This is a genomic window from Ancylobacter sp. (assembly GCF_965249975.1).
Classification (GTDB): Bacteria; Pseudomonadota; Alphaproteobacteria; order Rhizobiales; family Xanthobacteraceae; genus Ancylobacter.
On sequence record NZ_CBDFNE010000006.1, the window covers coordinates 96,216 to 118,490 of the forward strand.

Annotated in this window: 32 protein-coding genes and 1 tRNA gene; 29 read left to right on the forward strand and 4 right to left on the reverse strand. The window is 65.3% G+C overall.

Features of this window, described 5'->3' with window-relative positions:
* Nucleotides 1-6 precede the first annotated feature (6 nt).
* The 26 genes from ACP2AH_RS08960 to ACP2AH_RS09085 all read left to right on the forward strand — a co-directional run bounded on the left by ACP2AH_RS08960 (nt 7) and on the right by ACP2AH_RS09085 (nt 18,339).
* Complete coding sequence (locus tag ACP2AH_RS08960; RefSeq protein WP_425105481.1) at nt 7-438, forward strand: hypothetical protein; 432 nt, start codon at nt 7-9, stop codon at nt 436-438.
* 73 nt (nt 439-511) lie between these two features.
* Nucleotides 512-931: a Rho termination factor N-terminal domain-containing protein gene (locus ACP2AH_RS08965; protein ID WP_425105482.1), complete on the forward strand. Its 420-nt coding sequence runs from the start codon at nt 512-514 to the stop codon at nt 929-931.
* Between the two features lie 2 nt (nt 932-933).
* Complete coding sequence (locus tag ACP2AH_RS08970) at nt 934-1,572, forward strand: hypothetical protein (protein WP_425105483.1); 639 nt, start codon at nt 934-936, stop codon at nt 1,570-1,572.
* Nucleotides 1,572-1,886, forward strand: a complete 315-nt coding sequence (locus ACP2AH_RS08975; RefSeq protein WP_425105484.1) for a hypothetical protein — start codon at nt 1,572-1,574, stop codon at nt 1,884-1,886. Before ACP2AH_RS08970 ends, ACP2AH_RS08975 begins: the two co-directional genes overlap by 1 nt.
* Entirely contained in the window at nt 1,886-2,575 is a 690-nt protein-coding gene (locus ACP2AH_RS08980; protein WP_425105485.1) for a hypothetical protein, read from the forward strand. Before ACP2AH_RS08975 ends, ACP2AH_RS08980 begins: the two co-directional genes overlap by 1 nt.
* A gap of 7 nt (nt 2,576-2,582) precedes the next feature.
* Nucleotides 2,583-2,993: a phage tail terminator-like protein gene (locus ACP2AH_RS08985; RefSeq protein WP_425105486.1), complete on the forward strand. Its 411-nt coding sequence runs from the start codon at nt 2,583-2,585 to the stop codon at nt 2,991-2,993.
* Nucleotides 2,994-3,017: 24 nt separating this feature from the next.
* Entirely contained in the window at nt 3,018-3,947 is a 930-nt protein-coding gene (locus ACP2AH_RS08990) for a phage tail tube protein (RefSeq protein ID WP_425105487.1), read from the forward strand.
* Between the two features lie 25 nt (nt 3,948-3,972).
* Nucleotides 3,973-4,155 (forward strand): hypothetical protein, encoded by a 183-nt coding sequence (locus ACP2AH_RS08995; RefSeq protein WP_425105488.1) that lies wholly within the window; start codon nt 3,973-3,975, stop codon nt 4,153-4,155.
* Complete coding sequence (locus ACP2AH_RS09000; protein ID WP_425105489.1) at nt 4,145-4,555, forward strand: hypothetical protein; 411 nt, start codon at nt 4,145-4,147, stop codon at nt 4,553-4,555. Before ACP2AH_RS08995 ends, ACP2AH_RS09000 begins: the two co-directional genes overlap by 11 nt.
* 50 nt (nt 4,556-4,605) lie before the next feature.
* Nucleotides 4,606-4,890 (forward strand): phage tail assembly chaperone, encoded by a 285-nt coding sequence (locus tag ACP2AH_RS09005; RefSeq protein WP_425105490.1) that lies wholly within the window; start codon nt 4,606-4,608, stop codon nt 4,888-4,890.
* A gap of 141 nt (nt 4,891-5,031) precedes the next feature.
* Nucleotides 5,032-8,079, forward strand: coding sequence for a phage tail length tape measure family protein (locus tag ACP2AH_RS09010; RefSeq protein ID WP_425105491.1), 3,048 nt, complete (start codon nt 5,032-5,034; stop codon nt 8,077-8,079).
* The gene (locus ACP2AH_RS09015) at nt 8,076-8,510 is read left to right on the forward strand and encodes a hypothetical protein (RefSeq protein WP_425105492.1); all 435 of its coding nucleotides are present in this window, start codon (nt 8,076-8,078) and stop codon (nt 8,508-8,510) included. Before ACP2AH_RS09010 ends, ACP2AH_RS09015 begins: the two co-directional genes overlap by 4 nt.
* Before the next feature lie 7 nt (nt 8,511-8,517).
* On the forward strand, nt 8,518-9,027 hold the full coding sequence (locus tag ACP2AH_RS09020) for a spike base protein, RCAP_Rcc01079 family (RefSeq protein ID WP_425105493.1): 510 nt from the start codon (nt 8,518-8,520) through the stop codon (nt 9,025-9,027).
* 7 nt (nt 9,028-9,034) lie between these two features.
* A complete protein-coding gene (locus tag ACP2AH_RS09025; protein ID WP_425105494.1) occupies nt 9,035-9,910 on the forward strand; it encodes an arabinofuranosidase catalytic domain-containing protein in 876 nt (291 codons plus the stop codon).
* The gene (locus ACP2AH_RS09030) at nt 9,907-10,179 is read left to right on the forward strand and encodes a hypothetical protein (RefSeq protein ID WP_425105495.1); all 273 of its coding nucleotides are present in this window, start codon (nt 9,907-9,909) and stop codon (nt 10,177-10,179) included. Before ACP2AH_RS09025 ends, ACP2AH_RS09030 begins: the two co-directional genes overlap by 4 nt.
* A complete protein-coding gene (locus ACP2AH_RS09035) occupies nt 10,179-10,715 on the forward strand; it encodes a DUF1833 family protein (RefSeq protein WP_425105496.1) in 537 nt (178 codons plus the stop codon). The genes ACP2AH_RS09030 and ACP2AH_RS09035 overlap by 1 nt, the downstream gene beginning before the upstream one ends.
* On the forward strand, nt 10,712-11,140 hold the full coding sequence (locus ACP2AH_RS09040; RefSeq protein WP_425105497.1) for a hypothetical protein: 429 nt from the start codon (nt 10,712-10,714) through the stop codon (nt 11,138-11,140). The genes ACP2AH_RS09035 and ACP2AH_RS09040 overlap by 4 nt, the downstream gene beginning before the upstream one ends.
* A gap of 2 nt (nt 11,141-11,142) precedes the next feature.
* Entirely contained in the window at nt 11,143-14,505 is a 3,363-nt protein-coding gene (locus tag ACP2AH_RS09045; RefSeq protein WP_425105498.1) for a host specificity factor TipJ family phage tail protein, read from the forward strand.
* Nucleotides 14,505-15,815, forward strand: coding sequence for a hypothetical protein (locus ACP2AH_RS09050; RefSeq protein WP_425105499.1), 1,311 nt, complete (start codon nt 14,505-14,507; stop codon nt 15,813-15,815). Before ACP2AH_RS09045 ends, ACP2AH_RS09050 begins: the two co-directional genes overlap by 1 nt.
* Before the next feature lie 10 nt (nt 15,816-15,825).
* Nucleotides 15,826-16,368 (forward strand): DUF2793 domain-containing protein, encoded by a 543-nt coding sequence (locus ACP2AH_RS09055; RefSeq protein ID WP_425105500.1) that lies wholly within the window; start codon nt 15,826-15,828, stop codon nt 16,366-16,368.
* A 92-nt stretch (nt 16,369-16,460) separates the two neighbouring features.
* A complete protein-coding gene (locus tag ACP2AH_RS09060; RefSeq protein WP_425105501.1) occupies nt 16,461-16,643 on the forward strand; it encodes a hypothetical protein in 183 nt (60 codons plus the stop codon).
* 60 nt (nt 16,644-16,703) lie between these two features.
* Complete coding sequence (locus ACP2AH_RS09065) at nt 16,704-16,925, forward strand: hypothetical protein (protein WP_425105502.1); 222 nt, start codon at nt 16,704-16,706, stop codon at nt 16,923-16,925.
* Nucleotides 16,922-17,422: a lysozyme gene (locus ACP2AH_RS09070; protein ID WP_425105503.1), complete on the forward strand. Its 501-nt coding sequence runs from the start codon at nt 16,922-16,924 to the stop codon at nt 17,420-17,422. The genes ACP2AH_RS09065 and ACP2AH_RS09070 overlap by 4 nt, the downstream gene beginning before the upstream one ends.
* Nucleotides 17,422-17,781, forward strand: a complete 360-nt coding sequence (locus tag ACP2AH_RS09075) for a hypothetical protein (protein WP_425105504.1) — start codon at nt 17,422-17,424, stop codon at nt 17,779-17,781. The genes ACP2AH_RS09070 and ACP2AH_RS09075 overlap by 1 nt, the downstream gene beginning before the upstream one ends.
* The gene (locus tag ACP2AH_RS09080; protein WP_425105505.1) at nt 17,729-18,019 is read left to right on the forward strand and encodes a hypothetical protein; all 291 of its coding nucleotides are present in this window, start codon (nt 17,729-17,731) and stop codon (nt 18,017-18,019) included. Before ACP2AH_RS09075 ends, ACP2AH_RS09080 begins: the two co-directional genes overlap by 53 nt.
* Nucleotides 18,016-18,339, forward strand: a complete 324-nt coding sequence (locus ACP2AH_RS09085; protein WP_425105506.1) for a hypothetical protein — start codon at nt 18,016-18,018, stop codon at nt 18,337-18,339. Before ACP2AH_RS09080 ends, ACP2AH_RS09085 begins: the two co-directional genes overlap by 4 nt.
* A gap of 257 nt (nt 18,340-18,596) precedes the next feature.
* Here the strand turns inward: ACP2AH_RS09085 and ACP2AH_RS09090 are convergent, their stop codons facing one another.
* Nucleotides 18,597-18,914 carry a hypothetical protein gene (locus tag ACP2AH_RS09090; protein ID WP_425105507.1) on the reverse strand — a complete coding sequence of 106 codons (318 nt, stop codon included), beginning with the start codon at nt 18,912-18,914 and terminating at the stop codon, nt 18,597-18,599.
* 105 nt (nt 18,915-19,019) lie between these two features.
* A complete protein-coding gene (locus tag ACP2AH_RS09095) occupies nt 19,020-19,808 on the reverse strand; it encodes a KilA-N domain-containing protein (RefSeq protein ID WP_425105508.1) in 789 nt (262 codons plus the stop codon).
* Nucleotides 19,809-20,242: 434 nt separating this feature from the next.
* Here ACP2AH_RS09095 and ACP2AH_RS09100 point away from each other — a divergent pair, with 434 nt between their 5' ends.
* Complete coding sequence (locus ACP2AH_RS09100; RefSeq protein WP_425105509.1) at nt 20,243-21,001, forward strand: HNH endonuclease signature motif containing protein; 759 nt, start codon at nt 20,243-20,245, stop codon at nt 20,999-21,001.
* 48 nt (nt 21,002-21,049) lie between these two features.
* On the opposite strand, the gene ACP2AH_RS09105 is transcribed toward ACP2AH_RS09100, so the two are convergent.
* Nucleotides 21,050-21,316, reverse strand: coding sequence for a hypothetical protein (locus ACP2AH_RS09105; RefSeq protein WP_425105510.1), 267 nt, complete (start codon nt 21,314-21,316; stop codon nt 21,050-21,052).
* A gap of 65 nt (nt 21,317-21,381) precedes the next feature.
* Between ACP2AH_RS09105 and ACP2AH_RS09110 the strand changes: the two genes are divergently transcribed.
* On the forward strand, nt 21,382-21,684 hold the full coding sequence (locus tag ACP2AH_RS09110) for a DUF982 domain-containing protein (RefSeq protein WP_425105511.1): 303 nt from the start codon (nt 21,382-21,384) through the stop codon (nt 21,682-21,684).
* A 31-nt stretch (nt 21,685-21,715) separates the two neighbouring features.
* Nucleotides 21,716-21,982, forward strand: a complete 267-nt coding sequence (locus ACP2AH_RS09115) for a hypothetical protein (protein WP_425105512.1) — start codon at nt 21,716-21,718, stop codon at nt 21,980-21,982.
* A gap of 78 nt (nt 21,983-22,060) precedes the next feature.
* On the opposite strand, the gene ACP2AH_RS09120 is transcribed toward ACP2AH_RS09115, so the two are convergent.
* A tRNA-Ile gene (locus ACP2AH_RS09120) sits at nt 22,061-22,136 on the reverse strand.
* Nucleotides 22,137-22,275: the final 139 nt, after the last annotated feature.

Sequence of the window (22,275 nt, forward strand, 5' to 3'; positions counted from 1 at the left end):
CCGCAGATGCAGGACTTTCTGAGCCGCATGCACGTCGCGCGGGCGATCAGCCCGCAGGCCGCGCGCACCGACAACACCGCAATCGTCAGCCAGGTGATCGACCTCGCCGGCTACAATGGCCTCGTCTTCGCCATCAACATCGGCGTGAACACCGACACCAACGCCACCTTCGCCGTGCTCGTCGAGCATGGCGACCAGGCGAATCTTTCCGATGCTGCCGCCGTGCCGGATGCGCAGCTGAGCGGTACGGAAGCGCTGGCGGGGTTCACCGCCGCAGACGACGATAACAAGGTCCGCAAGATCGGTTACGTCGGGCCGAAGCGCTATGTGCGCCTCACCATCACCCCGGCCGGCAATGATGCCGGCAACATCTTCGTCGACGCCGTCGCCCTGCTGTTCGGCGCCCGCTACGCGCCCACGCCGAACCCGCCGGTCTGATCTCCCTCACGAGCCGGGCGCCGGCCGTGGGGCGGCACCCGGTCCTGTCTGCCGATCTCCAAAGGAGTCTGCGATGAAGATCGTTGCCGAATTCGTCGACGTCCGCACCGGGCGCCGCTATCGCCCGGGTGAGGGCGACGCTATCGACCCGCCGCTTGATGCCGAACAGATCAAGCGGCTTGTGAAGGCGGAATGCTTGACCGAGGGGGGCGAGGGTGTGCCCACCTTGCGTCAGGACGGGCCGACCATCGCCGAGTTTGTGTCGGCAGGCTATCGGGCCGATGCCTATCCGCCGCGCGGCTATGCGTCCAAAAGCTCGCCGGAAGAGATTGCGGCGGCGGTGGCGGCGCAGGCTAAGGGGTCGGATCTTGAAGGAATGACCGTGGCGGAACTTCGCGATCATGCGAAGGCGTCCGGGATCGAGATCCCTGCCGATGTCACCAAGAAGGCGGACATCGTCGCGCTGCTCAAGCCGGCTGTTGAGAGCAACTGACCATGTCCGTGATCGTCGTCGAGCCCGCGCGGCCTATCCTGAGTGAGGCAGATCTTCGCAGGTTTGTCCCCGGCCTGGAGGGGCTCGACGACACCCATCTCCGCCTGCTGATCGCTGTGGCGCAACAGGCGATCGAGCCGCCGAACAGCTGGGTTGGTCGGGCCTTTGGCGTGCAGACGCTGGAAGTGGTGACCGACGACTTCTGTGCGATCGATAGTCAGGGCGTCATCCCGCTGCCGCACCCGCCGATCGCCAGCATCGTGTCGATCACGTACGAGGACCGGAGTGGCGTGGTGCAAACCGTCCCTCCGGCGAACTATCGCTCTTCGCTTGAGGGCATACTGTGCGGCGTCCGTCCTGCTCCCGGCCTCTCCTGGCCGGCAACCTCCCGATCACCCGATGCCGTGCGTATCCGCTTCGTCGCTGGTTATGCCGACGATAGTCCCGAGCTTCTTCCCGCAAAGCAGGCAGTCGCCCTTTCGGTGCAGTCGCTCCGTTCTCTCGCGCGGGAAGACATCTTCCTGAAGCGCGAGAGCGCCAACGGCATCGTCGAAAAGGAATGGACGGTTTCGCCGCAGGCCGAGCGCCTGATGCAGAGCGCCATAGAGCGCCTCCTTTTGCCCTATCGGATATATCTCTGATGAAGCCGGCCGAGATGATTGCGGTGCTCGATCGCTCCCTTGTCGCCTATGGCGAAGGCGTAACCCTCCGGCGCGGCGCGGAAGAAGTGTCGGTGCGTGCCTGCGTGCGGGGTTACCTGCCGGATGAGCTCGGCGGCGGTGTGGTTCAAGGGGATCGGCGCCTTATCCTGTCGCCGACGGGCTTCCCCTTCGCGTGGTCGCCGCGGGTAGGTGACAAGGCGGTGGTTGGCGGGCGGGTGTGCGCGGTGATGGCGGTCGATCTCATCCGCACGGCGGATGTGGTCTCCCGCATTGAAATGCGGGTGCGCGGCTGATGAGCCGGGTGTCGACGCGGATTGAGCCGCTGGATCGCAGCATTACGCTGGCGATCCGCGAGGGCGAGCCGCCCGCCGAGCGGGCGCGGCATCTCGCAGATTACGCGCGCAAGGGCCTGGCCGAGGCGCAGGAGACCAACCGACGGGCGCTCGGCCGTGTGCCGCCTCATGAAACGTTCGTCGACGGCCGCCAGGGTGCGCCGCTGGAGAGCGTCAAGGCAGACGGCGTGATCGTGTTCGAATTCGATCTGCTCGACGATCTGTTTGAGTGGATCGGTGACATGCTTGTCCGTCACTCGCCGGTGCTGACGGGCGCGTACCAGGACAGCCATGTTCTCTTCGCGGACGGCGCCGAGGTGCGGCCGGGGGCGGCGCTCCCGCGCGCCGAGGAATATGTGTTTCTCTCGACGGTGCCCTACGCCCGAAGGATCGAGCGGGGATCGAGCTCACAGGCCCCGGACGGGGTTTATGAAGCGGTTGCCGCCATGGCGAAAGCGAGGTTCGGGAATCTGGCCCGCATCCGCTTCTCCTATCGGTCCTATCAGGGCGGCGGCCTCACTTCCTATATTCCCGCCGGCGCGCCTGTCAGTCGCGACAGGCGCGGCCGGTTCGCGGCGGCCTCCGCGCGTTCAGCGGCTCGTGCCCAGGAGCACGTCACCCGCCAGCCCGCCATCGTGATCACCCTGTGAGGTTGAGATGGCATCCGCCGATGTAATGAAGGCCGTCAAGCTGCGGCTCGACGGCTTCTGGACCCTCACCCCGATCTCCTACCCGAATGAGGTCTTCGAGACCCCGATCGATGCTTCGCCCTATCTTGAGGTCCAGTACCCCATCGCGAACGAAGGCCCGGCGAGCATTGGCGCGCCGGGCGCCAACGTCCAACGCGAGGAAGGCGTGATCCGGTTCGTGCTCTATGTGGAGCGGGGAACGGGTGTCGTCACGGGCACCGAATGGCTGGACGATCTGCGCCGGCACTTCCGCAATCAGGACTTCGGGCCGGTGCGGACCTATCAGGCCTCGCCGCCTGTGACCGACGATCGCAACGCGGATGGCAATTACTGGTCGATCAGCGCCGCCATCGTCTACGAGGCCGATTTTATCGGCTGACCCTTCTCACATCGGAGAACTGCCATGCCCTTCGCCAATTCCAGCGAGGCGCGGATCGCCTATGTCGCCGAGACGGCGTTTGGCACCACGCCTGCCACCCCTACCTTCAAGGTGCTCCGCACCACTGGCGGCGGGGTGCGGACGAACAAGACTACGCAGACCAGCGACGAGTTGCGTGCGGACCGGAACGTCACGGATGAGGGCCTGCTCGGGCTCGGCGCCGGCGGCGCTTACCCGTTCGAGTTCTCCTACGGGACGTTCGACGACATGCTGGAGTCCGCCCTTCGGGGTGTATGGACGACCAATGTGCTGAAGAATGGCGTCACGCCGAAATACTTCACGGTCGAAGAGACCCTGGAGCTTGGCGCCACCGACAGCTTCAGCCGCTTCACCGGCTGTTCGGTCAATACCTTCTCCCTCGCCATAGCCGCCCGCGCCAAGGTCACCGGCTCGCTCGGACTCATGGGCCAGAAGGAAGCGCTGGCCTCGGCCATCGTGACCGGAGCCACCTACACCGCCGCGACCACGGAACCGATCCTTACCTCTTCCGCTCATGTGGCGGCGCTCTCCGTCGCCGGCCTCAACCCGACGCCGAAGCTGCGCAGCGTCAATCTGGAGATCAACAACAATCTCCGCGAGCGCCCCGCGGTTGGTTCGCTCTTCAGCGAAGAATTCGGGGCTGGGCGCTGCGACGTCACCGGAACGCTGGAAGCCTATTTCGAGAGCCAGGCGCTTTATCAGGCGGTTCTCGACCATGGCGGCGGCGCTCTGAGCCTCACGATCGGCAAGGATGCGAACAAGAAATACACGATCCTCTGCCCGAACATCGTCTTCCTCGATGGCGCCAAGCAGATCGGCGGCAACAATGACGATGTGATGGTCAGCGTTCCATTCCGCGCCAAGCTCGACCCCGCCGAGGCCTGTTCGCTCAAGATCACGCGCGCCGTCGCCTGATCCTTCCGCCACCAGGACCAAGCCCATGAAAACCGTCACCGTCGTGGAGCCCTTCACGGGCTACCCCGAGGGGCGCCGGCGCGACTTCGTCGCCGGCCAGCCCCTTTCCATTCCCAACGATGTGCCCCTCGATTTTGCCAGGATGATCGTCGGCAAGGGGCATGCGCGCGAGGATAAGTCCACCAAGGAGAAAACCCGTGACGCCTGAAACGTCGAACGTGATCAGCCTGCAGGACATCCGTGCGGCCAAGGCCAAGGCGGATGCCGGCGTGTGGGTGCGGGGAATTCGCCTCGACGAGCTTGGTATCGAGATCTCGATCCGTGCCCGGACCCTCAACAATCCCGACGCCGCCCGGCTCCGCAGCCGCCTGGTCGCCGCGCTCAGTGAGGAGCAGAAGGAAAACCTCCCTCCCGAGGTGTCCGACGACATCTTCGCCGAGATCCTCGCCGCGACGGTGGTGACCGGATGGAGCCTTGACGAGCCTTGCACCAAGCCGCTGCTGCTCGATCCCGATATCGGGGTGTACCTACGCGCCGCGGCGGTCTTCGCCGCGAGTGAGGTGCAGACCAAGGGCATCGCCTCTTTCGAGGCCGACGCAAAAAACTGACCGACGCCCTGCGCTGGCTGCTGGCGTGGGGCGACCAGATAACGTGGCTGATGGATCTCGCCGAAGAAACCGGCGAGATTCCAAAGGCGCTGGCCGAGCGCCCGGCGGTGCATCCGCATCTCGAATTCGAGTGGCGGGCCTTCTGGGCGCTGCTGTCCGACCGCCCCTCCGGGCCGCACTCGGCGGTGCCGTTCTCATCGATCGACCGTTACGCCGCCCGCTATGGCATCGACGGCGCGGACGACTTCGACCGGTTCCGCGATCTGCTCGCGGCCATGAACGCCGCTCTCAACGATGTTCTGGCCGAGCGCCAACCCTCTCCCCCGCGATCCTGAGTGAGGTCCACGATGGCTGTAACCGTCGAGCAGATCCGCCGTGTCGTCACGCAGTATGAGAGCCGCGGCGCCGGCAAGTCAGCAGCCGACCTCAATGCTGTCGCGGCGGCGCAGGGGCTTGTCGCCCAGACCGGCCAGACCATGGCGACCGTCACCGATGTGGCGACCAAGCGCCAGATGGACGCCGGCCGTGCCGCCGATGCCGTCCGCCGCAAATATGACGAGGAGTTTCGTGCCCTCCAGACGCTGGCGCGCGAGCATCAGCGTCTGGATCGCGCACTCCATACGGGGCGTATCGAGGCCGAGGATTACACCCGCACGCTTGATCTGATGCACGCGCGCTATGGCGTGGTGAGCCAGGCGCAGGCCGATATGGCGCGCCGTCTCGATACGGAAGCACGGGCCCTCTCCGACGCCGCCGCCGCCCAGCAGCGCTACAATGCGTCGCTCGGCGTTCGCAGCGACTTCGGGACGGCAGCGCGTGCCGCCGATATCGCGGCTGTCGGCGACGAGATCCAGCGCCTGCGGGAACGGTACGTGCCGCTCGCCGCCGTCCAGCGGCGTTATCTCGAAACCCTGCAGGAGATCAACCAGGCGGCCAAGGCCGGCGTGCTGACAGAGGCCGAACGTGCCGATGCCGTGTCGCGGACCAAGGCCGCCTTCGCCGAGCAGGTGGTGGCGCTGCGCGGGGTGCAGGAGGCTGGCGGGCGACTGCGGCTCGCCTCCCATGATCTCGCGAACCTGTCGTACCAGGTCAACGATATCCTCACCATGCTGGCGTCGGGCGCGCCTCCGCTTCAGATCATCGCCACGCAGGCCGGCCAAGTCTATCAGATCCTCGCCAGCCAGCAGGGCGGCCTGATCGGCGGGGTGAAGGCGCTCGGTGGGTCGCTGGCCGGCATGGTGACGCCTGCGGGCGCGGCGGTCACCGCGCTGGCCGCTGTCGGCGTTACCGCGACGGCGGCCTATGGAAGCTGGGTCTCGGCAGAGAAGGAACTGCAGGCCGCGCTGGAAGGCCGGGGCCGCGCGATCGGAGCGACCGCGCAGGAGTTGATGGCGATCGCCGCCGCCGCCTCGCAGGCCAGCGGCCTGACGCAGGGGGCGGCCCGTGACATTGCGGCTTCCCTTGCCAGTACCGGCCAGATTGCGACCGGCTTCTATGTCGACCTGATCGCCGCCGTCGAAGCCTATGCCAGCATCACGACGGGCGACGTCCGGCAGGCGGGGCAGGAGATCGCGGAGGCCTTCGCCGAGCCGGGCAAGGGCGCGGAGGAGCTTAACCGCAAGCTCAACTTCCTCGACGACACTACCTTGCAATATGTGAAGTCGCTCGATGCGGCCAATCGGACGACGGAAGCGCAGGCCCTGCTTCTGGACCGGTTGAACGCGGCCCTTCCGAACGCCGAGCAGCGCCTGACTGCGCTGGGGCGTGCGTGGAAGGCGCTCAGCGGGACGATTTCCGATGCCTTTGCCAATCTTGGCCGCGCTGTCAATGACAGCCTGGAACTGTCGGTCAGCCAGCGCGGCCTCGCCCAGCTTCAGGGGAGCCTCAATGAGTTGCCCGATTGGGGCATATTCACCAACTGGAAGCGGAAGCAGATCCAGGCCGACATCGCTCTCGTCGAGGATGCGATGGAGCAGCAGCGCCGGTGGTCGGCGCTCGGCACTAATGAGACGCAGCGGAACAAGATCTCGACCGCCGGCGGTGATGCGCTGCGGTCGTGGGATGGCCGCTATGACAATCTGCTCAAGCTACGCACCCAGCAGGCCGACCTGGAGCGGGCGCTTAAAGCGGGCGTAGGCGACACCGAGGCGCAGCGCCGTGCGCTTGAGGGTGTCACCAACCAGATCGGCAAGATGACCGACGCCTATGGGAATCTGATCCCGCAGGCGGAGGCGGTGCGCCGCGAGCAGGAACTGCAGAACGCCGTCGTGACAGCCCTCACGCCGGCGCAGCGGGCCGCCGCCGCTGCCGCTCTCGCGCGCTACCAGGCGGAGGCGGAAGGGGCTGATACAGCGACGGCAGCGGCGAAGGCGAGCGCGGCGGCTCAACAGGAGATGCTGCAGGCGCAGGTGCAGCTGACGCGCGCCGGCCGCGAGCGGATGCTGAGTGCCCAGGAGAGCATCGCGGCGCAGGATCTCGAAGCGCAGCTGATCAGCAAGACCGCCGGCGAAGTCGCGACCCTGCGCGCCAACTATGCCGCCTATTGGGACCTCAAGCGCGAGGCGATCGATAACGGGACCGAGGTCGACGAGCGCCAGCTGGATCTCCTGAAGCAGCAAAACGCCGAGCTTGGCCGAAAGGTGGAGCTGACCGCCCGGGCGCAGCTGATGGCAGATATCCAGTTCGAGCGCGACCAGCTGGGGCGGGGGCCGGTTGATCAGCAGATCGCCTCGACCCTGCGCTCGGCCGGGCTCAAGGTCGATCTGGACTCCGCCGACGCCGCAGCGCTGCGCTTGAACGCGACGCTGAGCATGACGCGCGACATTGCCGGCGATGCCCTGTCCGGCTTCGCGCGCGATATTCTCGATGGCGCCGACGCCATGACGGCGCTGGAGAATGCCGCGAAACGCGCGCTCGACGTCATTCTCGACATGGCGATGCAGAACCTTGCCGCTAGCCTGTTCGGCCCCGGCACCGGCGGCAGCAACTTCCTCGGCAGCATCGTGTCGGCGTTCACGGGCGGCGGGGCCGGCGCGGCGGGAATGGCCGGTTATGCGCCGGCGACGGGCAGGGGGATCTATGCCGCCGGCGGCTATACCGGTTCCGGTGGCAAGTACCAGGCCGCGGGCGTGGTGCACCGAGGCGAATATGTCTTCTCGTCCGAAGCGACGCGGGCGGCCGGCGTTGGCAGTCTCGATGCCCTGCACCGGGGTTTGCGGGGCTATGCCGAGGGAGGGGCCGTCGGCGCGCTCGACACGCTCCGCGGCCTCCGCGCCGCCTCGGGGGAGGGCGGCCGGGCGGTGCCTGCCGCACCGACGGTCAACGTCAATATCCATGGGGCGCCGGCCGGGATGTCGGCGCAGACCGATGCGCGCTTCGGCGCCGACGGCGCGCTCAACATCGACGTCATCTTCGACCAGATGGAGGGGCGACTGGCCGAGAACCTCGCCAATCGTCGCGGGCCGCTCGCGCCGGCCATGGAGACGAGCTACGGGCTGAATTCCATGCGAGGGCGCAGCCGATGAGCTACGCCGAATGGCCGGCCGACGTGCCCTTTCGCCCGGAGCGGGACATGTGGGGCGTGAAGCCGCTGCGCGACCCGCCAGAGACGCAGATGGAGGGCGGCAATGTGCGCCGCCGCCGCCGACCTGGCGACCGGCTGGCGATGATGCGCTGGGGCCGGCAATTGAAGCCGTCCGAGGCGGCCGCTTTCTTCGCCTTCCTCGCCAGCATCGGCGATGGCACGCAGCGGTTTCTGATGCCCGTCTGCCTCGACGGATCGACCTACGCGCCCCGCGTTGTGCAGATCACCGGCGGCATTCCCGAGCAGGTGACGCCCGGCGGCGGATGGCTGACGGTCAATCTCTCGCTGTTCGTCTTCCCCGCCGAAATGGCACCCACGCCGATGCTCGATTTCAGCGAACCGGCAAACTCCCAGTACATCCCGCTCTTCTGAGGTTCCCATGGCTGATAATCTGACGATCAAGGATGGGGCCGGCGCCAGCCAGGTGCTCGCCACCACCGATGTCGCCGGCGTTCACACCCCCAAGCACATCGTGACCTCGTCCGCCTTGCCGGCGGGGGCGGCGACCTCTGCCAAACAGGACTCCATTTTGGCCGCACTCGCGGCCCTTGCCACTTCGGCGAAGCAGGACACGCTGATAGGCCATGTGGACGGCCTTGAGGGGTTGCTGGCGCTGATGGCGACCGCCGCGAAGCAGGACGCCATCAAGGCCTCCACCGACAAGGCGGCGCCGGCATCCGGCATCATCGCGGTGACGCCGTCCGATACGGTCGACCTCGCGACGGTGTCCCGTGGCATCTTCGTCGGCACGGGGGGCAATATCTCGCTTATCTGCGGCGGCACCACCGGCTTGTTCAAGAATGTGCCCAGCGGCACCACGCTGCCGGTTTGCGCCTCGCGCGTCCGCGCCACCGGCACCACGGCGGCCGACATCATCGCGCTGCTCTGAGGCCGCCATGAACCTCACCATCGGGCTCGGCCTCGCAGCAACCCGGCCGGCCTTGGCGCCGGTGCTCGACGTTTTTCAAGGGCAGATTTATGCAGCCTATGGGCTGGGTCGGCTGCTGAGTTCGTACACGGGGCCAGGCGTCCGGGTGCGCCGCTCCAGCGACGGCGCTGAGACGGATATCGGCTTTACGGCATTGGGGGCGCTCGACGTTGCGGCGCTGCTCGCTTTCTCCGGCGCGGGGAGCGCCTTCGTCGTCACCTGGTACGATCAGAGCGGGAATGGGCGCCACGCGACGCAGACGGTCACGGCCTCTCAGCCTCGGCTGGTGAATGCCGGCGTGGTCGATATAGGCCCCAATGGGCGCCCCGTCCTCGTCTTCACCGGAGCCCAGAGCTTCGGCATTGCCGGCGCCGCAGGCTTCGCGCGAAACGCCAGTGACCTGACTGTGGGTGCGGCAGCAATGTCCTCGGCAACGTCGCTATCCTCGGGTTTCTTCACCGCGTCCAGAGGAGGAAACCTCTCCTGGTATCGCGTCGGCCTGTTGCACACGCCGACGCTTGGCTCGGTTCGGTTTGCGTCCTCCGGCGACGATGCCGACAATCCGCCCTTCGCGTCGCGTGCCTACGCGCCGGGAGCCTGGGCGCGCCTCATCGGGCGCGGGAGATTTCTTGCGGGCGAGGCTGAAATCGCAATCAATGGTGGCTTCTCCACCGTGGCGCTAGGGACGACGACGCCCACTGTCGACAATGACGGTGTTGCGAGAATCGCCATTGCGCCAAACAGCGGCGTCCCCCTTACCGGCCAGATGTCCGCTCTGGTGCTCTCCCGCGCCGCGCTCGATATCGCGCCCCTTGATGCTGCCCTGCAGGGGATCATGCCATGAGCTATCTGATCTTCGCCTCGGCCACTGAGGCGGCTGCCCGCAGCGCGGCGGCGTGGGACGCCCTCGGCTATCCCCCCGGCGCGACGCAGTATCTCTGGGCGTGGCAGTTGCACCCAAGCGATGGGCGAGCGGCGCTGATCATTCCGCCGACGCCGCAGGGTGCGCAGATCGACCTGCCGCCGGCGAGCTATGAGGCGCTGCTCACCGAGACCGAGCGCGCGGCGCTGGTGACCACGCTCTCCGCCGACTGGTTTCCGGAGACCATGTGATGGCCGCAACCTACACCGACGCATGGGCGGAGGGCGAAGCCTGCTGCGTGATCGACGGGGAGCAGTTCATCACCGTGGAGCTCCAGCATCCCGGCTTCACCGATGAGGCCGACCAGCCGATCCCGCTGCGCTATGTGCTCGACGTGATGGACCGGTCTTTCACCATCGAGGACGGCGCGGCCTTCGACGCGGGCGAGGCTGTCACCTTTGCGGCGGCGGCTTTCGAGTGCGAGCACCCTTCCATGTCGGAAGGGCGCGTTCCGCTGGCGCGGCTGCGGCTCGACGATGTGAGCGGGGAACTGGTGGTCTATCTCGACAAGGCCACGGCCTATCGCGCGGACCTGAAGGTGATCATTCGCGGCTACCGCTCCGACTTCCCGGATGCGCCGAGCTATGGGCCGATCGAACTGGTGCTGACCGATATCACCAAGGACTCCACGGGCGTCGAGGGCACGGCCACCATCGTCGATTTCGGCGATCGCAAGGTGCCGAGCGAGGTCTACACGCTGGAGGACTATCCGGGGCTGGTGCCATGATTACCTCCGCCGGCGAGCGCACCGCCTTTCTGACCTCGCTGCTCGGCCATCGCTGGACACCGGAGCGCACCTGCTGGCATGTGGCGGCGCTGGTGGAGCTTCGGCTGTTCGGGCGCGTGCTGCCGCACGTTGAGGTGCCGCCCGACCCGTCGTGGGCGTGGATGATCACGGCTATTGCCAGCCATCCCGAGCGGGAGAACTGGCGAGACGTGGCGCCGCCGCTTGCCGGGCTGGTGACGGCGGCGGATGGCTCTCTCGCCTGTCTCGGCAGCCTCAAGCGCGCCGCGCATATCGGCGTGTGGCTCGCCCCCGAACGCCGCGTGATCCACTGCGACCAGACACTTGGCGTCGTTGCCGAAGACGTCGCCACCCTGCGCGCCCGTGGCTGGGGGCGTGTCCAGTTCTTCGAGCCGAGTTCGGACTGATCATGACCGCCAAGACCCTCGCCCCGGTGCTGCATGTGATGCTGCCGGGCGGCGAAGTCGCACGCCTGGCGCCCAAGCCGCGCGAGAGCCTCGCCCGGTTCATCGCCCGGGCCGGCTGGCCAATCAACGAATGGGCGACCATTTGCGTGCGGACGCGCGGCGGCGAGACCGGCCCGGTGATGCGGGCAGACTGGCGTCAGCGCATCCGCAAGGGCGACCAGATCGTATTCCTTTCCCGCCCCCGTGGCGGCGCCGGCGGAACAAAGAACCTGATTGCCCTGCTCGGCATGGTCGCCATTTCCGCGCTGGCGCCGGGGATTGGCACGGCGGTTGCCGGATCGCTGGTCTCGGGTGGCGTCCTGGCGGCGGGGAGTGCCGCCGCCGGTGTCGTCGCTTCTGTTGCCGGGGTGGCGGTCGCCGTGGGTGCTGGAGCGGCCTTGCAGACGCTGATGCGCAGCGCGCCCGGCGGGCAGCAGGACGGCGCGCAAGACCCGATCTATGGCTGGGGCCGGGGCATCAACAGCGCCCGGCCCTTGCAGACGGTGCCGGTGGCCTATGGCCGCAGCAAGCGCATTCTCGACTATGCCACGGCGCCGTGGAACAGCTTCCAGGGCCTCGCCGAATATCGCCATGTCGTGCTCTCGCTCGGCCAGGGCCGGCACCAGGTGGAGCAGATCCTGCTCGACGACACGGTGCTGTGGACGGCCAGCGGCGGGGTCACCAGTGGATTCAGCGGCGTCGATATCGCCCTGCATGAGCCGGGCGCGACCATCACCAACTTTCCGCTCAATGTGCAGACCTCGTCGGAAGTCTCGGGGCAGGAACTGCAATTCGGCACCTGGACGGGCGGGTTCATCGTCAACTCGGCCGGCTCATCGGCAACGGAGATCGCGCTCGACTTCGTGATGCCCAACGGCCTCTACACCCTCAATGGCGAGGGCAAAATGACCGGCCAGTCCCTTGGCGTGCTTGCGGAGTACCAGCCGGTCAGCGAGGCCGGCACAGCGACCGGGCCATGGGCGACACTGGTCTCGCAGAACTACCTGCTGGCGGTGCCGACACCGATCCGCTTTACCCTGCGGGCCGAGGTGGCGCCGGGGCGCTATGCCGTGCGCGCGCGCCGCACCACGCCTGACTTCCCCGACGCGAAGATACAGGACCAGGTGAACTGGTACGGGCTGCGCGCCATCATCACCGGCCCTCAGAGCTTCCCCGTCGCCACGATCACCATCAAGGCGAAGGCCACCAATCAGCTGAGCAATGAGGCGCTGTCGCAGCTGTCTGTGATCTCGACCCGTATCCTGCCGGTGTGGACCGGGACGGAATGGGCGGACCAGCCGACGCGCCGGCCGGCCTGGGCGGCGCTCGACATGGCGACAAACGCCACCTATGGCGGCGAGCGTCCGCTTTCCAAGATCGACCTGCAGGCCTTTGTCGACCTCGCGGCACTCAACGACGCGCGAGACGAAACCTTCGACTACGAATTGCGTGACGGGCAGGCCTGCCTCGATGTGCTCGACACCATTCTCGCCCCGGCACGTGCCCGCACCCGCTGGCTGGGTGATCTGCTCTCGCTGACCCGCGAGGACTGGTCGCCCATGCCGGACATGTTGCTGACCGACAATGAGATCGTGCGCGACAGCCTCTCGCTCAAATATGAGCTGATGCCGGCGACGGGGCCGGACGGCGTGGTGCTTGAATATATCGACGAAACGACGTGGAAGGTGGCAACCGTCACCGCCCCGCGCGGCGCCACGCCGCTGCGGCCGGAACGACGGCGCGTCGCCGGCATCGTCAAGCGGACGCAGGCGCAGCTGGTTTGCGACCATTTCTGGCGCACGCTCAACGGGCGCCGGGTGAAGGTGCGCTTCGCGACCGAGCATGACGGGCGGCTGCTGGCGATCGGCTCCTCGATCGCTGTGCAGTCGTCTCTCCCCCATGGGTGGGGCGCATCCGGCGAGGTGGTGCGCCGCAGCGGCACCAGCCTGTTTCTGTCGTCTGCGCCGGCCTGGGGCACGGGCCAGCACTACATCAAGGTACGCACCCGCACCGGCCGCCAATGGGGGCCGGTGAAATGCGCCCGTGGCGAGAGCGACGGTGTGGCGGTGCTCGACGGGCCGGACCTTGCCGTTGTCGAAGCCTCGCAGGGAGCGCTCGACGCCGCGCTGGCGCGGGCCGCCGGCGGCGCGGGGGCGAGTTTCGCCCTTGGCGTCGGCACCGACCGGCAGGTGCGCTGCCTCGTCATTGGTGGCGTGCCGCGCGGCGAGCAGGTGGCGCTGGAGACCTGGCTCGACGACCCGACGATCTATGACGAAGACGCCACCGAGGTGCCGCCGCTGCCGACCGGGCCGGCGCTTTCCACGCCCACGGTGCCGGGGCTGGTGACGGGCCTTTCGGCGCGCATCGTCGGCAATGAGCTTCCGCGGCGGCTCGAGGCGACATGGAACCCGGTTTCCGGCGCGGCCTCCTACATTTCCGCCGTCTCCTACGATGAGGGCGCCAGTTGGTCGCCACTGCCGGAGACGCGCGAGCCGAGTTTCTCGGTGACGATCTTCCCGCAGAATCTGTGGCTGCGGGTTGCTGGCGCCAACGCCGCCGGCCGGCCGGGCACCTATACGCAGATCCCGGTCATCGCACCGCCGCTCTCGGCCGACAACGTGACCGTCGGACTCGACAATTTGGTGCCGGGACTGCGCGAGACCGTCGCGACGCGGAACGCGGAAGCGAACGCTGCCACTCGTGCCGTTGTTGAACGGCTGGCAGAACTGCAGGCCGAGCTTGATGCACGGGCCTGGCTGGATAGCCAGGAATGGCGCTTCCAGATGACGGCGACGGCCGATCGCGTGACCGCCTCCTATACCGAGGCGATCACGGTTGCTGTCGGGCCGGGTTCGGCGATCGCCGATGCCATCGCCGCCCTTGAGGCACAGATTGGGGACATTGGAGCCAATCTCAATGTGAGATGGACCGCCGCTGTTGTGCCGGGGGGCGCGCTTGCAGCTTACGAGATCGTTGCCAGAGTCGATGCCGGCCTGTCGACAAGCAAGGCGGCGATGAGGATCGCGGCCTATTCCGACGGATCGGGCGGGGCCTATTCTGTCATTAGCGTCGATGCGCAGCGTTTCGGGGTCTTCAACTCGGCCTCCGGCACGATGATCAGCCCCTTCGTCATCGATGGCACAAGCGTCACGATCTCCGGCACGCTCATCAAAGACGGCACTATCACGGCGGAGAAGATCAGCGCCGGCACGCTGAGTGCGATCAGCGTGGACGCGGGCGAGTTGACCGCTGGCCTCATCAAAGGCGGCCCCGGCGCCAAGCTGCGGATCGATATCACCAACGGCACGATCACCGGCACAAGCTGATGGCTGATTTTCTGCTGGGAAACCTGGGCGGCGTCACGCGGCTGCGGACATGCCTGCCCGGTCATGATGTCGAGAACATCAACCTCGATGAGCGCTACGTCACCTTCGATAGCACCTGGCCTAATGCCTTCCGCCTGATCGACAACAATGTGGTGCCGGCCGCCTCACTCTCGAACCTAACCGTGAACTATGCCGGTGGCGCCACACGAAGAGTGAAGCTGCTCCCGTCGAACGGTAGCCTTGTCCGCCCCGTTCTCGCCTGGGCGCGACGCGGGGCCGGCTCACTTCAGTACATCTCCGGCGGCGTGACCCGAACGCAGGCTTATCAGCGCGGATACCGGCAGTGCGGCGTCAGCCTTCGCACCGCATTCATACTTCTGTCGCCGCAGCTGAGCGGCGTCGACTATGTCTATTTCATCTTCGGCAATAACGCCTCATCGCCGGAGGATTCCGGAACGAACGGTTTCATCCTCGGCAATCACCCGCTGCATGGGCGAGGCCTGTTTGTGTCGCGGCCGGGCGCCGTGATCGAGACCGCCGGCCTTGATGACATGACGGTTGCGACCAAAAAGAACGTCTTCCAGATCGCGGAGACCGGCCAATGTGCGAGCTCAGGCCTAGCGCTCTCCGATCCCATGGCAGACCCCGTGCTGGCTACAGGCTCGGGGCCGGTGGTTGGCTTCGTCGATCTTGAAGGGTCGTATCCGCATTACCCGCCCGTCATCGTCTATTTCACCACCAATGCCGGTGGCATCGCGTGTTCGGCTTACTGGATCAATCCGAGCCGGATCATGCTGACCGGCGGGATGGGTGTCACGAATTTCCGTTTCGCGGTTGTTGCGACGGACCCCGCCTATCGTGGTGGGGTGGATTCGACCGAGGGCGTGCGACGTTGGCACTACTCGCCGGCAACCGGCTTGGTCGTCACTAAGCACGATGTGCATTTCGATTTGGCGTCTCAGACGGATTACATCTTTCGTTCGAATAGACTGACACCATATATCAAGGCGTATGAGCAAATACCAGCATCCAGACCGTTTGGTGTGTACAACATACCGTCTCCCCCGCCCATTGGCGCAGGATTACCCTTTGCGTTCTTTCTTCATTACAAGAACGCCACAGGAGACTGGTGGTGTGGATGCGGATATTCAGGCGAGTTTGACAAGCGGATATTCAATACCACAACGGATAAATGGGTTCCGCAAGACAGCTTAACGGCCTTCGTCTCTGCTCGTGACAAGTACACCTGGCTTGGCGCCGCTTCGAGCACGCTGACTGCGTTCGCTACCATGAACGTCTCGGACTTCTGAGGACCCCGACATGGCAGATTTTTACACGACCGGCACCGTCTCGGTGGCCGCCGGCGGCACCGTTGTGACCGGTGCCGGCGTGATGTGGAATGAGGTGATGGCCGGCGACCGGCTGGAGCTTGCCGGGCAAAGTGTGACGATCGGTGCCACGCCGGTGAGCCCTTACACCTCCCTCACCCTGGCCGCGCCGTGGTCAGGCGCCGCGCAGGCGGGGCAGAGCTACACCATCCGCTATGACGCGCCGGCCCGCTTCACCGCCGGCTATCTCGCGTCCAAGGTGAGCGAGTTGATCACCAAGGCCGCGATCCTTGAGACCGCGCTGCCCTGCTACCGCGTGCAGGCCGTTGGCAACGCCCCGCCCGGATCGCCGGTGACGGGCGATATGTACGCCCTCGGCGCCGCGCCGACGGGCGCCTGGGCCGGGCGAGCGGGCAACCTCGCGCAGTGGACCGGCGCGGCGTGGCAGTTCACGCCGCCTGGCACAGGCTGGCTGGCTTACCGGGCGGGCACCGGCCTCTATGTCTATGACGCGGGCTGGCAGGCGATCCCTTAAGAGGCCTGCCGCCCCCGCCATTACCAATGGTAATATCGGCTGCTCCTGGCGTGTGATCCTGCCCTCGTTGCAACCCAAAGGGGGGACGGGGCATGCCAATCGACCAACTGCTCGCCCTGCGCCAAACGGCGCAGCGCCTACAAGACACAATGCGCGACGACCCAGACTTGAGGCTCGCCGCCTATCTCGCCTCCATGCTCGTGCTGGCGCTTGCCGAGCACATCGCCGACGCCGCCAGCGACGAAGCGCCGCCACGAGATGCCAGGCGACACTAGCCGCCTTCAGGGCCGCCCCTCCGGGCGGCCTTTTTCATTTCCCGACCTCGGAGAGAGACCATGCGCCTCGTCGACAATTGGCGGGCGGTGCTGACGCGCGCCTGGAGTGTGCGGCTGATGCTGCTCGCTGGCCTGCTGACCGGGCTCGAGGCCGCGCTGCCCTTCCTCGGCGAACTCGTGCCGCTGGCGCCCGGCGTGCTCGCGGCCATCACCGCCATCGTCGTCATGGCCGCGCTCATTGCGCGGCTTCTTGCCCAATCGAACATCGGAGAGAAGCCATGAGCAAGCGCGCCAAGGCCGCGATTGCCGGCGCGGCGACAGCCGTTGCGCTTTCGGTCGCGGTCATCAAGCCGTGGGAGGGGCTGGAGACGCGGGCCTATCCCGACATCGTGGGTGTCTGGACGCTCTGCTATGGCGAGACCAAGGGCATCCGCCCGGGCATGACCGCGACGCCGGCACAATGCGAGGCGATGCTGCAGGAGCGGGTGCACAAAGACTTCTATGTGCCCCTCACAGCCTGCATCGCCGGGTTCGATCGCAAGCCGATCGGCTGGCAGGCCGCTGCGATCTCGCTCGCCTACAATGTCGGCACCGGGACCGTCTGCCGCTCGACGGCCGCGCGGCTCGCCCGCGAAGGCCGCTACCGGGAAAGCTGCCAGGCTATGACCGCCTTCAACCGCGCCGGCGGGAAGGTGGTGCGCGGCCTTGTGCTCCGGCGCGAATGGGGCGACGCGCAGCGCCTCGGCGAGCTTGAGGTGTGCCTTGAGGGGCTGCGCTGATGTTCGGGATCTTCGACACCCTCAAGATCGGCGCCGGCACTGCGGCTGGCGCCTTCCTGACCTTCTCGGCGATGTCCGCCTATGACCGGTTCATCGACGACCCGGCCGTCGCTGCCGCCGCGCGCGAGGGTTACGTGCAGCTGGCCGAGCGAACGGCCCTTCAAGCCCAGATCAGCGAACTCACCCGCCAGCGCGCGGCCTCGGACGCCGCCATGCGTGCGGCGCTGGAGCGTGCCGAAATCGCCAAACAGGAGGCCGCCCGTGCACAAGCTGACTATGAGAACCTGGTTGCGCAGGACCGTGGTGATGACGGCGCTCGCGTTGACGGCTCTGACCTTCGCTGGCTGCACGACAACTGAGGGCCGCCTGATCGCGGCCTCGACGGCAAGCGGAACCGTGGCGGCTGGCGTCACGCTTCCCGATTTCCCGGCCGAATGCCGGGAGAAGATGCCGCGCGTCGTGCCGAAGGATGGCGAGAAATGGCGCTGGGTTCAAAAGCGCTGGGAGATCGTCGCCGATGGCGAGGATGCCCGCATGGCGCGCTGCGCGGCGTTCTACGACCACGTGGACGCAGGGTTCGGGGGCGCGGGCAAATGACCGGCGCTGTCACCTTCGACATGGTCTTCGGGATCGGGACCATTCTTAGCGCCATCGTCGGTGTCTGGTTGCGGATCGAATACCGCATTCAGCAGGACGCCCGGCCGCTCGCGAGCCAGATCGCCGCGCTGCAGGCGGAAATCCGCCTGCTCGACAAGCTGCTCTCCGAGCACAAGCTCTATGCCGCCGAGCACTATGCCCGCAGCGATAACCTGCAACAGATGCGCGAGGAAATCCTTGGCCGGCTCGATCAGATCACCGGCCGCCTCGACAAGGCATTTGCGCCACAGGTCACGCACCGGCCGCGGGGCGGTGCATAACGCCGCCCCGCAATCATCAAATGTGGTGATGCTATCGACGGAGGTGAGGCTGTCGGACAACGTCCAGACACTTCGCGTAAGTATCTAGCACCCACTGTCTATCTGCACTGGCTGGGCCAGATGAAGTGGCTTGGAGTGTTTTACCTTCGTTCGAAGCGATAATTTGCAGAAGCTTGAACGCAACTTGTTCGGGAGAGTTCTCGCCGATGTGTATAACTTTCGCGTCGCTCATGATCTAATATCTCATTTCGGTTCTGTTATAGGCTCTTGGCCTTAGGGAAGAAAGACCGCAAAACGTCAGCGTATTCAATCGGGCCAAAATAGTTTCCTGACTTGTCGGACGGGTCAAAGATGAAAAGTATATCGTCCTTCTTGCTAAGTCCTTCAACCAGTCTTCTTGCTAGAGCCGACGTGTACAGGTCTGATTCAACAAGCATGAAGGAAGTAGTCTCTTCCCAGAAGCCTAGATTCTCAGCACGGGCGCTTGCAATAAGTGCCTCCCGCCGCTCGTCGTAAGTCTTGCCCGCCACCGTCTTGTTGGCGATCCGAAATGTCACGCAATATGTGTGTGCCATTGTTGCCTCGTCAGTTGTAAGGCGAGGGCGATGCGGCGGCGCCCTCCTTGGGGCGCGGCGTATCCGGTGGCAAGTTGGACGTAACAATGAAGCTGCCCATTGCGATCACCCCACCTTCTTCAGCTGCGCAGACCGGATCGGGCCGAGTAGCTTAGGCAGGTATGCAAGGGCCTCACTGTCGCGGCTCCGGAAGTACTGCTCTGCGTGCTTGGGCAGCCACTCTTCCCGGAAGTGCCGCCGGAATGCAGGGAGCAGGTGCTCGGGGTAGGCCTTCGCTCTCACGCGGCGGCCGTCCTCATATTCATGGATGTATGTCGGCAACGCATCCGTATCGACCCCATGGCTTTCCCGAAGCCATCGGCAAAATATGCGGCCTTCAGAAATGTCAGGAAGCAGGTGCTCGGGAAGCGTGTAGCCCATCATCTCCATGGGGCCGATCAGACTGGTGATCATCTCCGCCAAGATCGAGAAATGCCCGACCGGCAGGTTGTGCTGGTTCGCGATGTAGCGGCGGAGATGGTAAGGAACGACCGGCTGGACTGGCTTCGCCCTGCCGGACATCCAGTCGAGCACCCACTGGCTGACCTGTACCGCGAAATGCGGCGACAGCCACTGAGCGAGATGGATGGCGATCTGGGGATGGACCCACGTTCCTTGAAGGCGTGGGTCTCCCCCTCGTACCGATTGGACGATCACCGAAGCGGGGATCCCCGCTTCGGAGGACAGGGTCGATATAAAAGCGCCAGTAGTTTCGAGGCGGCTGTAATCGAACCACCTCTTGCCTGCCGCCTGGCACATGGCGGTCGCGTTGATGTAGCCGTCAGTTGGGCGCTGATGAATGACGGCTCCCGCCGCCTGACGGGGGATAAGATCCAGGTGTTGCTGCAAGGCCATAAAGGTATGCACCTTTCTTTATATGGCCCGAAATTCCTTGACCTTGCCCGCTATGCAGCTTAGAAGCGGCATTGTTGATAGCGTGGATATCTAGGCTTCGGGCCGTGATTGACACGAGGAAGGGCCGGGATGTCAGCCCGGCTCTTTCCTTTTGCGCTCCCGATTCGGGGTGCGTCTGATACCATTAGCCAAAATTGCTGCCACCGCAACCTAGGCTTTACCTAGGGGCGCTCTGTCCCCAATCCGCGCAAGCGCTATTTTCCCTAGCCTGCCGTCCTGAGAGCGCGGACGATCTTCTCCAGATCGCTGATGCCCGCCCATACCCATGCGCCGCTCTCGGCCGGCAGGGCATATGGCGTGCGTCGGGCTATACTGAGGTTCCCGGCATCACAGTGGCCACATTAGGTCTGCATTCTCGAAGCAAGAGGGACGCAATGACAGGGTTCAAGCGCAGGCCAGATACCCCTCGCGGTGTCGAGCGCCAACTTCGTCGGGAGGCTGGGTTTGGATGTGCGAAATGCGGACATCCTTACATCGAGTATCACCATATCGTTCCATGGCGCGAAAGGCAGCATTTTGAGCCGGAGCATATGATGGCTTTATGCGGGAACTGCCATCCCGCCGTAGCTAACTTGAGGTTGGATAGGCAGTACGCGATCAAGCACAACCCATCTAACATTAGATCGGGTATGGTTAGGGGCGCCCTTGTCTACGATCAGACGGAACTTGTCTTCAAAGTGGGTGGGGCATACTTCGAGAATACCCCAACGATCTTGGCATTTTACGGCGTTCCGATTATATCGGCTAAGATCGTCGATGGAGAAGTGAAGGTTAGCATTCAGCTTTATGACGAGAAGTTTTTTCGTATTTTTGAGGTTGTAGATAATGAAATTACATTCAGAATAGATGATTTTTGGGATTTTGAATATCGACACAACTATGCTGTTGTTAGGTCGGCTCCTAGGCGTGTCGCTCTTGAAATGGATTTTCGGGGAAGCGAGGCGGTTATTAATGGAAAATTTAATCTGCTTGGAACTGAAGTGAAAATAAGTTCTGATCACATTAATATTGAAACCGGAATTATTTCCGGTGGCCGCATTGTTGACTGTGGAACAGGAATCGCGATCGGTCATGGAAGAATTATTCCGCCTCACTACGCGCAGCGCTTTCCCGGGGCAACATTCCAGAGATAGAAGTATAGGGGGATCCTTCAGGCGAGAGGTTCTCCCCTGTTGCGCTCGTTAACCCGCCGTCCTGAGAGTGCGGACGATCTTCTCCAGATCGCTGATGCCCGCCCACACCCATGCGCCGCCTTCGGCCGGCAGAACATCGGCGGCGAAGCTGATCTTGATCGCGTCAACCTTCTTCCGAACCTCCGCCACGGTGCCAGGCACAAAGGCGAGGTTGCCGGTCCATGTGCGCGCGTCTGCCGGGGGCGGCTCCGGCGCTACCCGCCACTCGCCCTCGGCCTTGATGAGTTTCTTCCGCACGATCTCGTAGGGCTGCATGCGGCTGCTATCGGCGATTCGCGCATCGTCCGGCAACCCGAAGGCCGGATCGGCGTTGAGTCAGGATGATACCGATCGCACCCGTTCATGTTTGGGAGGGCAACGCCACACGCCGCACACTCGGCGACCTGGAAGGCGCCGCCAATTTCCTTTTGATCAAGTGGCCGTCTGAGATGATGGACACGTCGGCGCACCGCGCGGCGCAGGTGGCGGCCCTCGACGCGCTGGGCGGGCATGGCGCCGCAGAGGCATTCCGCAGCGCGCTCATTGCTGCTTCGGCCGAGGCCGGCATCCTAGCTGCAGAGACTGCAATGCAGCCCGCTGCGGGGCGTCCGGAGGGCAATCCCCGGCACAAGCGGCGGCGTTGACACTCGGCGGGGATGTTCTCAGTATGTTCTCATGCGTGACCCCAGCCCCTTGGTCGGATTTCAATGCCGCTGCGGCCACCGAGGCGTCTATGTCCGCGCCTCTGTGATGGAGCTGTGGGCGCGCCCGGGCGAGACCATCCACGATGTCCGCAAGCGGATGCGCTGCCGCGTGTGCGGGGAGCGCGAGCCGAGCGGTCCTTACCCTTTCGCCGATTCGGGGATGAGCCACCTGTGGATCTGCACCGACAAGGTGGTCAGCGCGCAGTTCGAGCGGGAGGAGCCGCCAGAAGGCGCATGATCAGGGGTTTTATTGGCGGTTTTATTGGCGCAAGAGATGTCGAGGGCAGGGTGCCCATAGGCAACCCATTGAAATGATTGGTGGGCCCGCCCGGACTCGAACCGGGAACCAGACCGTTATGAGCGGTCGGCTCTAACCATTGAGCTACAGGCCCGGCCGGCGGCGCGCGGTGGCGCGGCGGGCGGGGGAAATTAGCAAAGCGTGGCGTCGGCGCCAACCGCATTGCGCTCGCCGTCCACCCCGGCGTGCGGGCGGCGGGCGCTTCCACCGGCAGGCTTCGCCGGCCGCCGCAT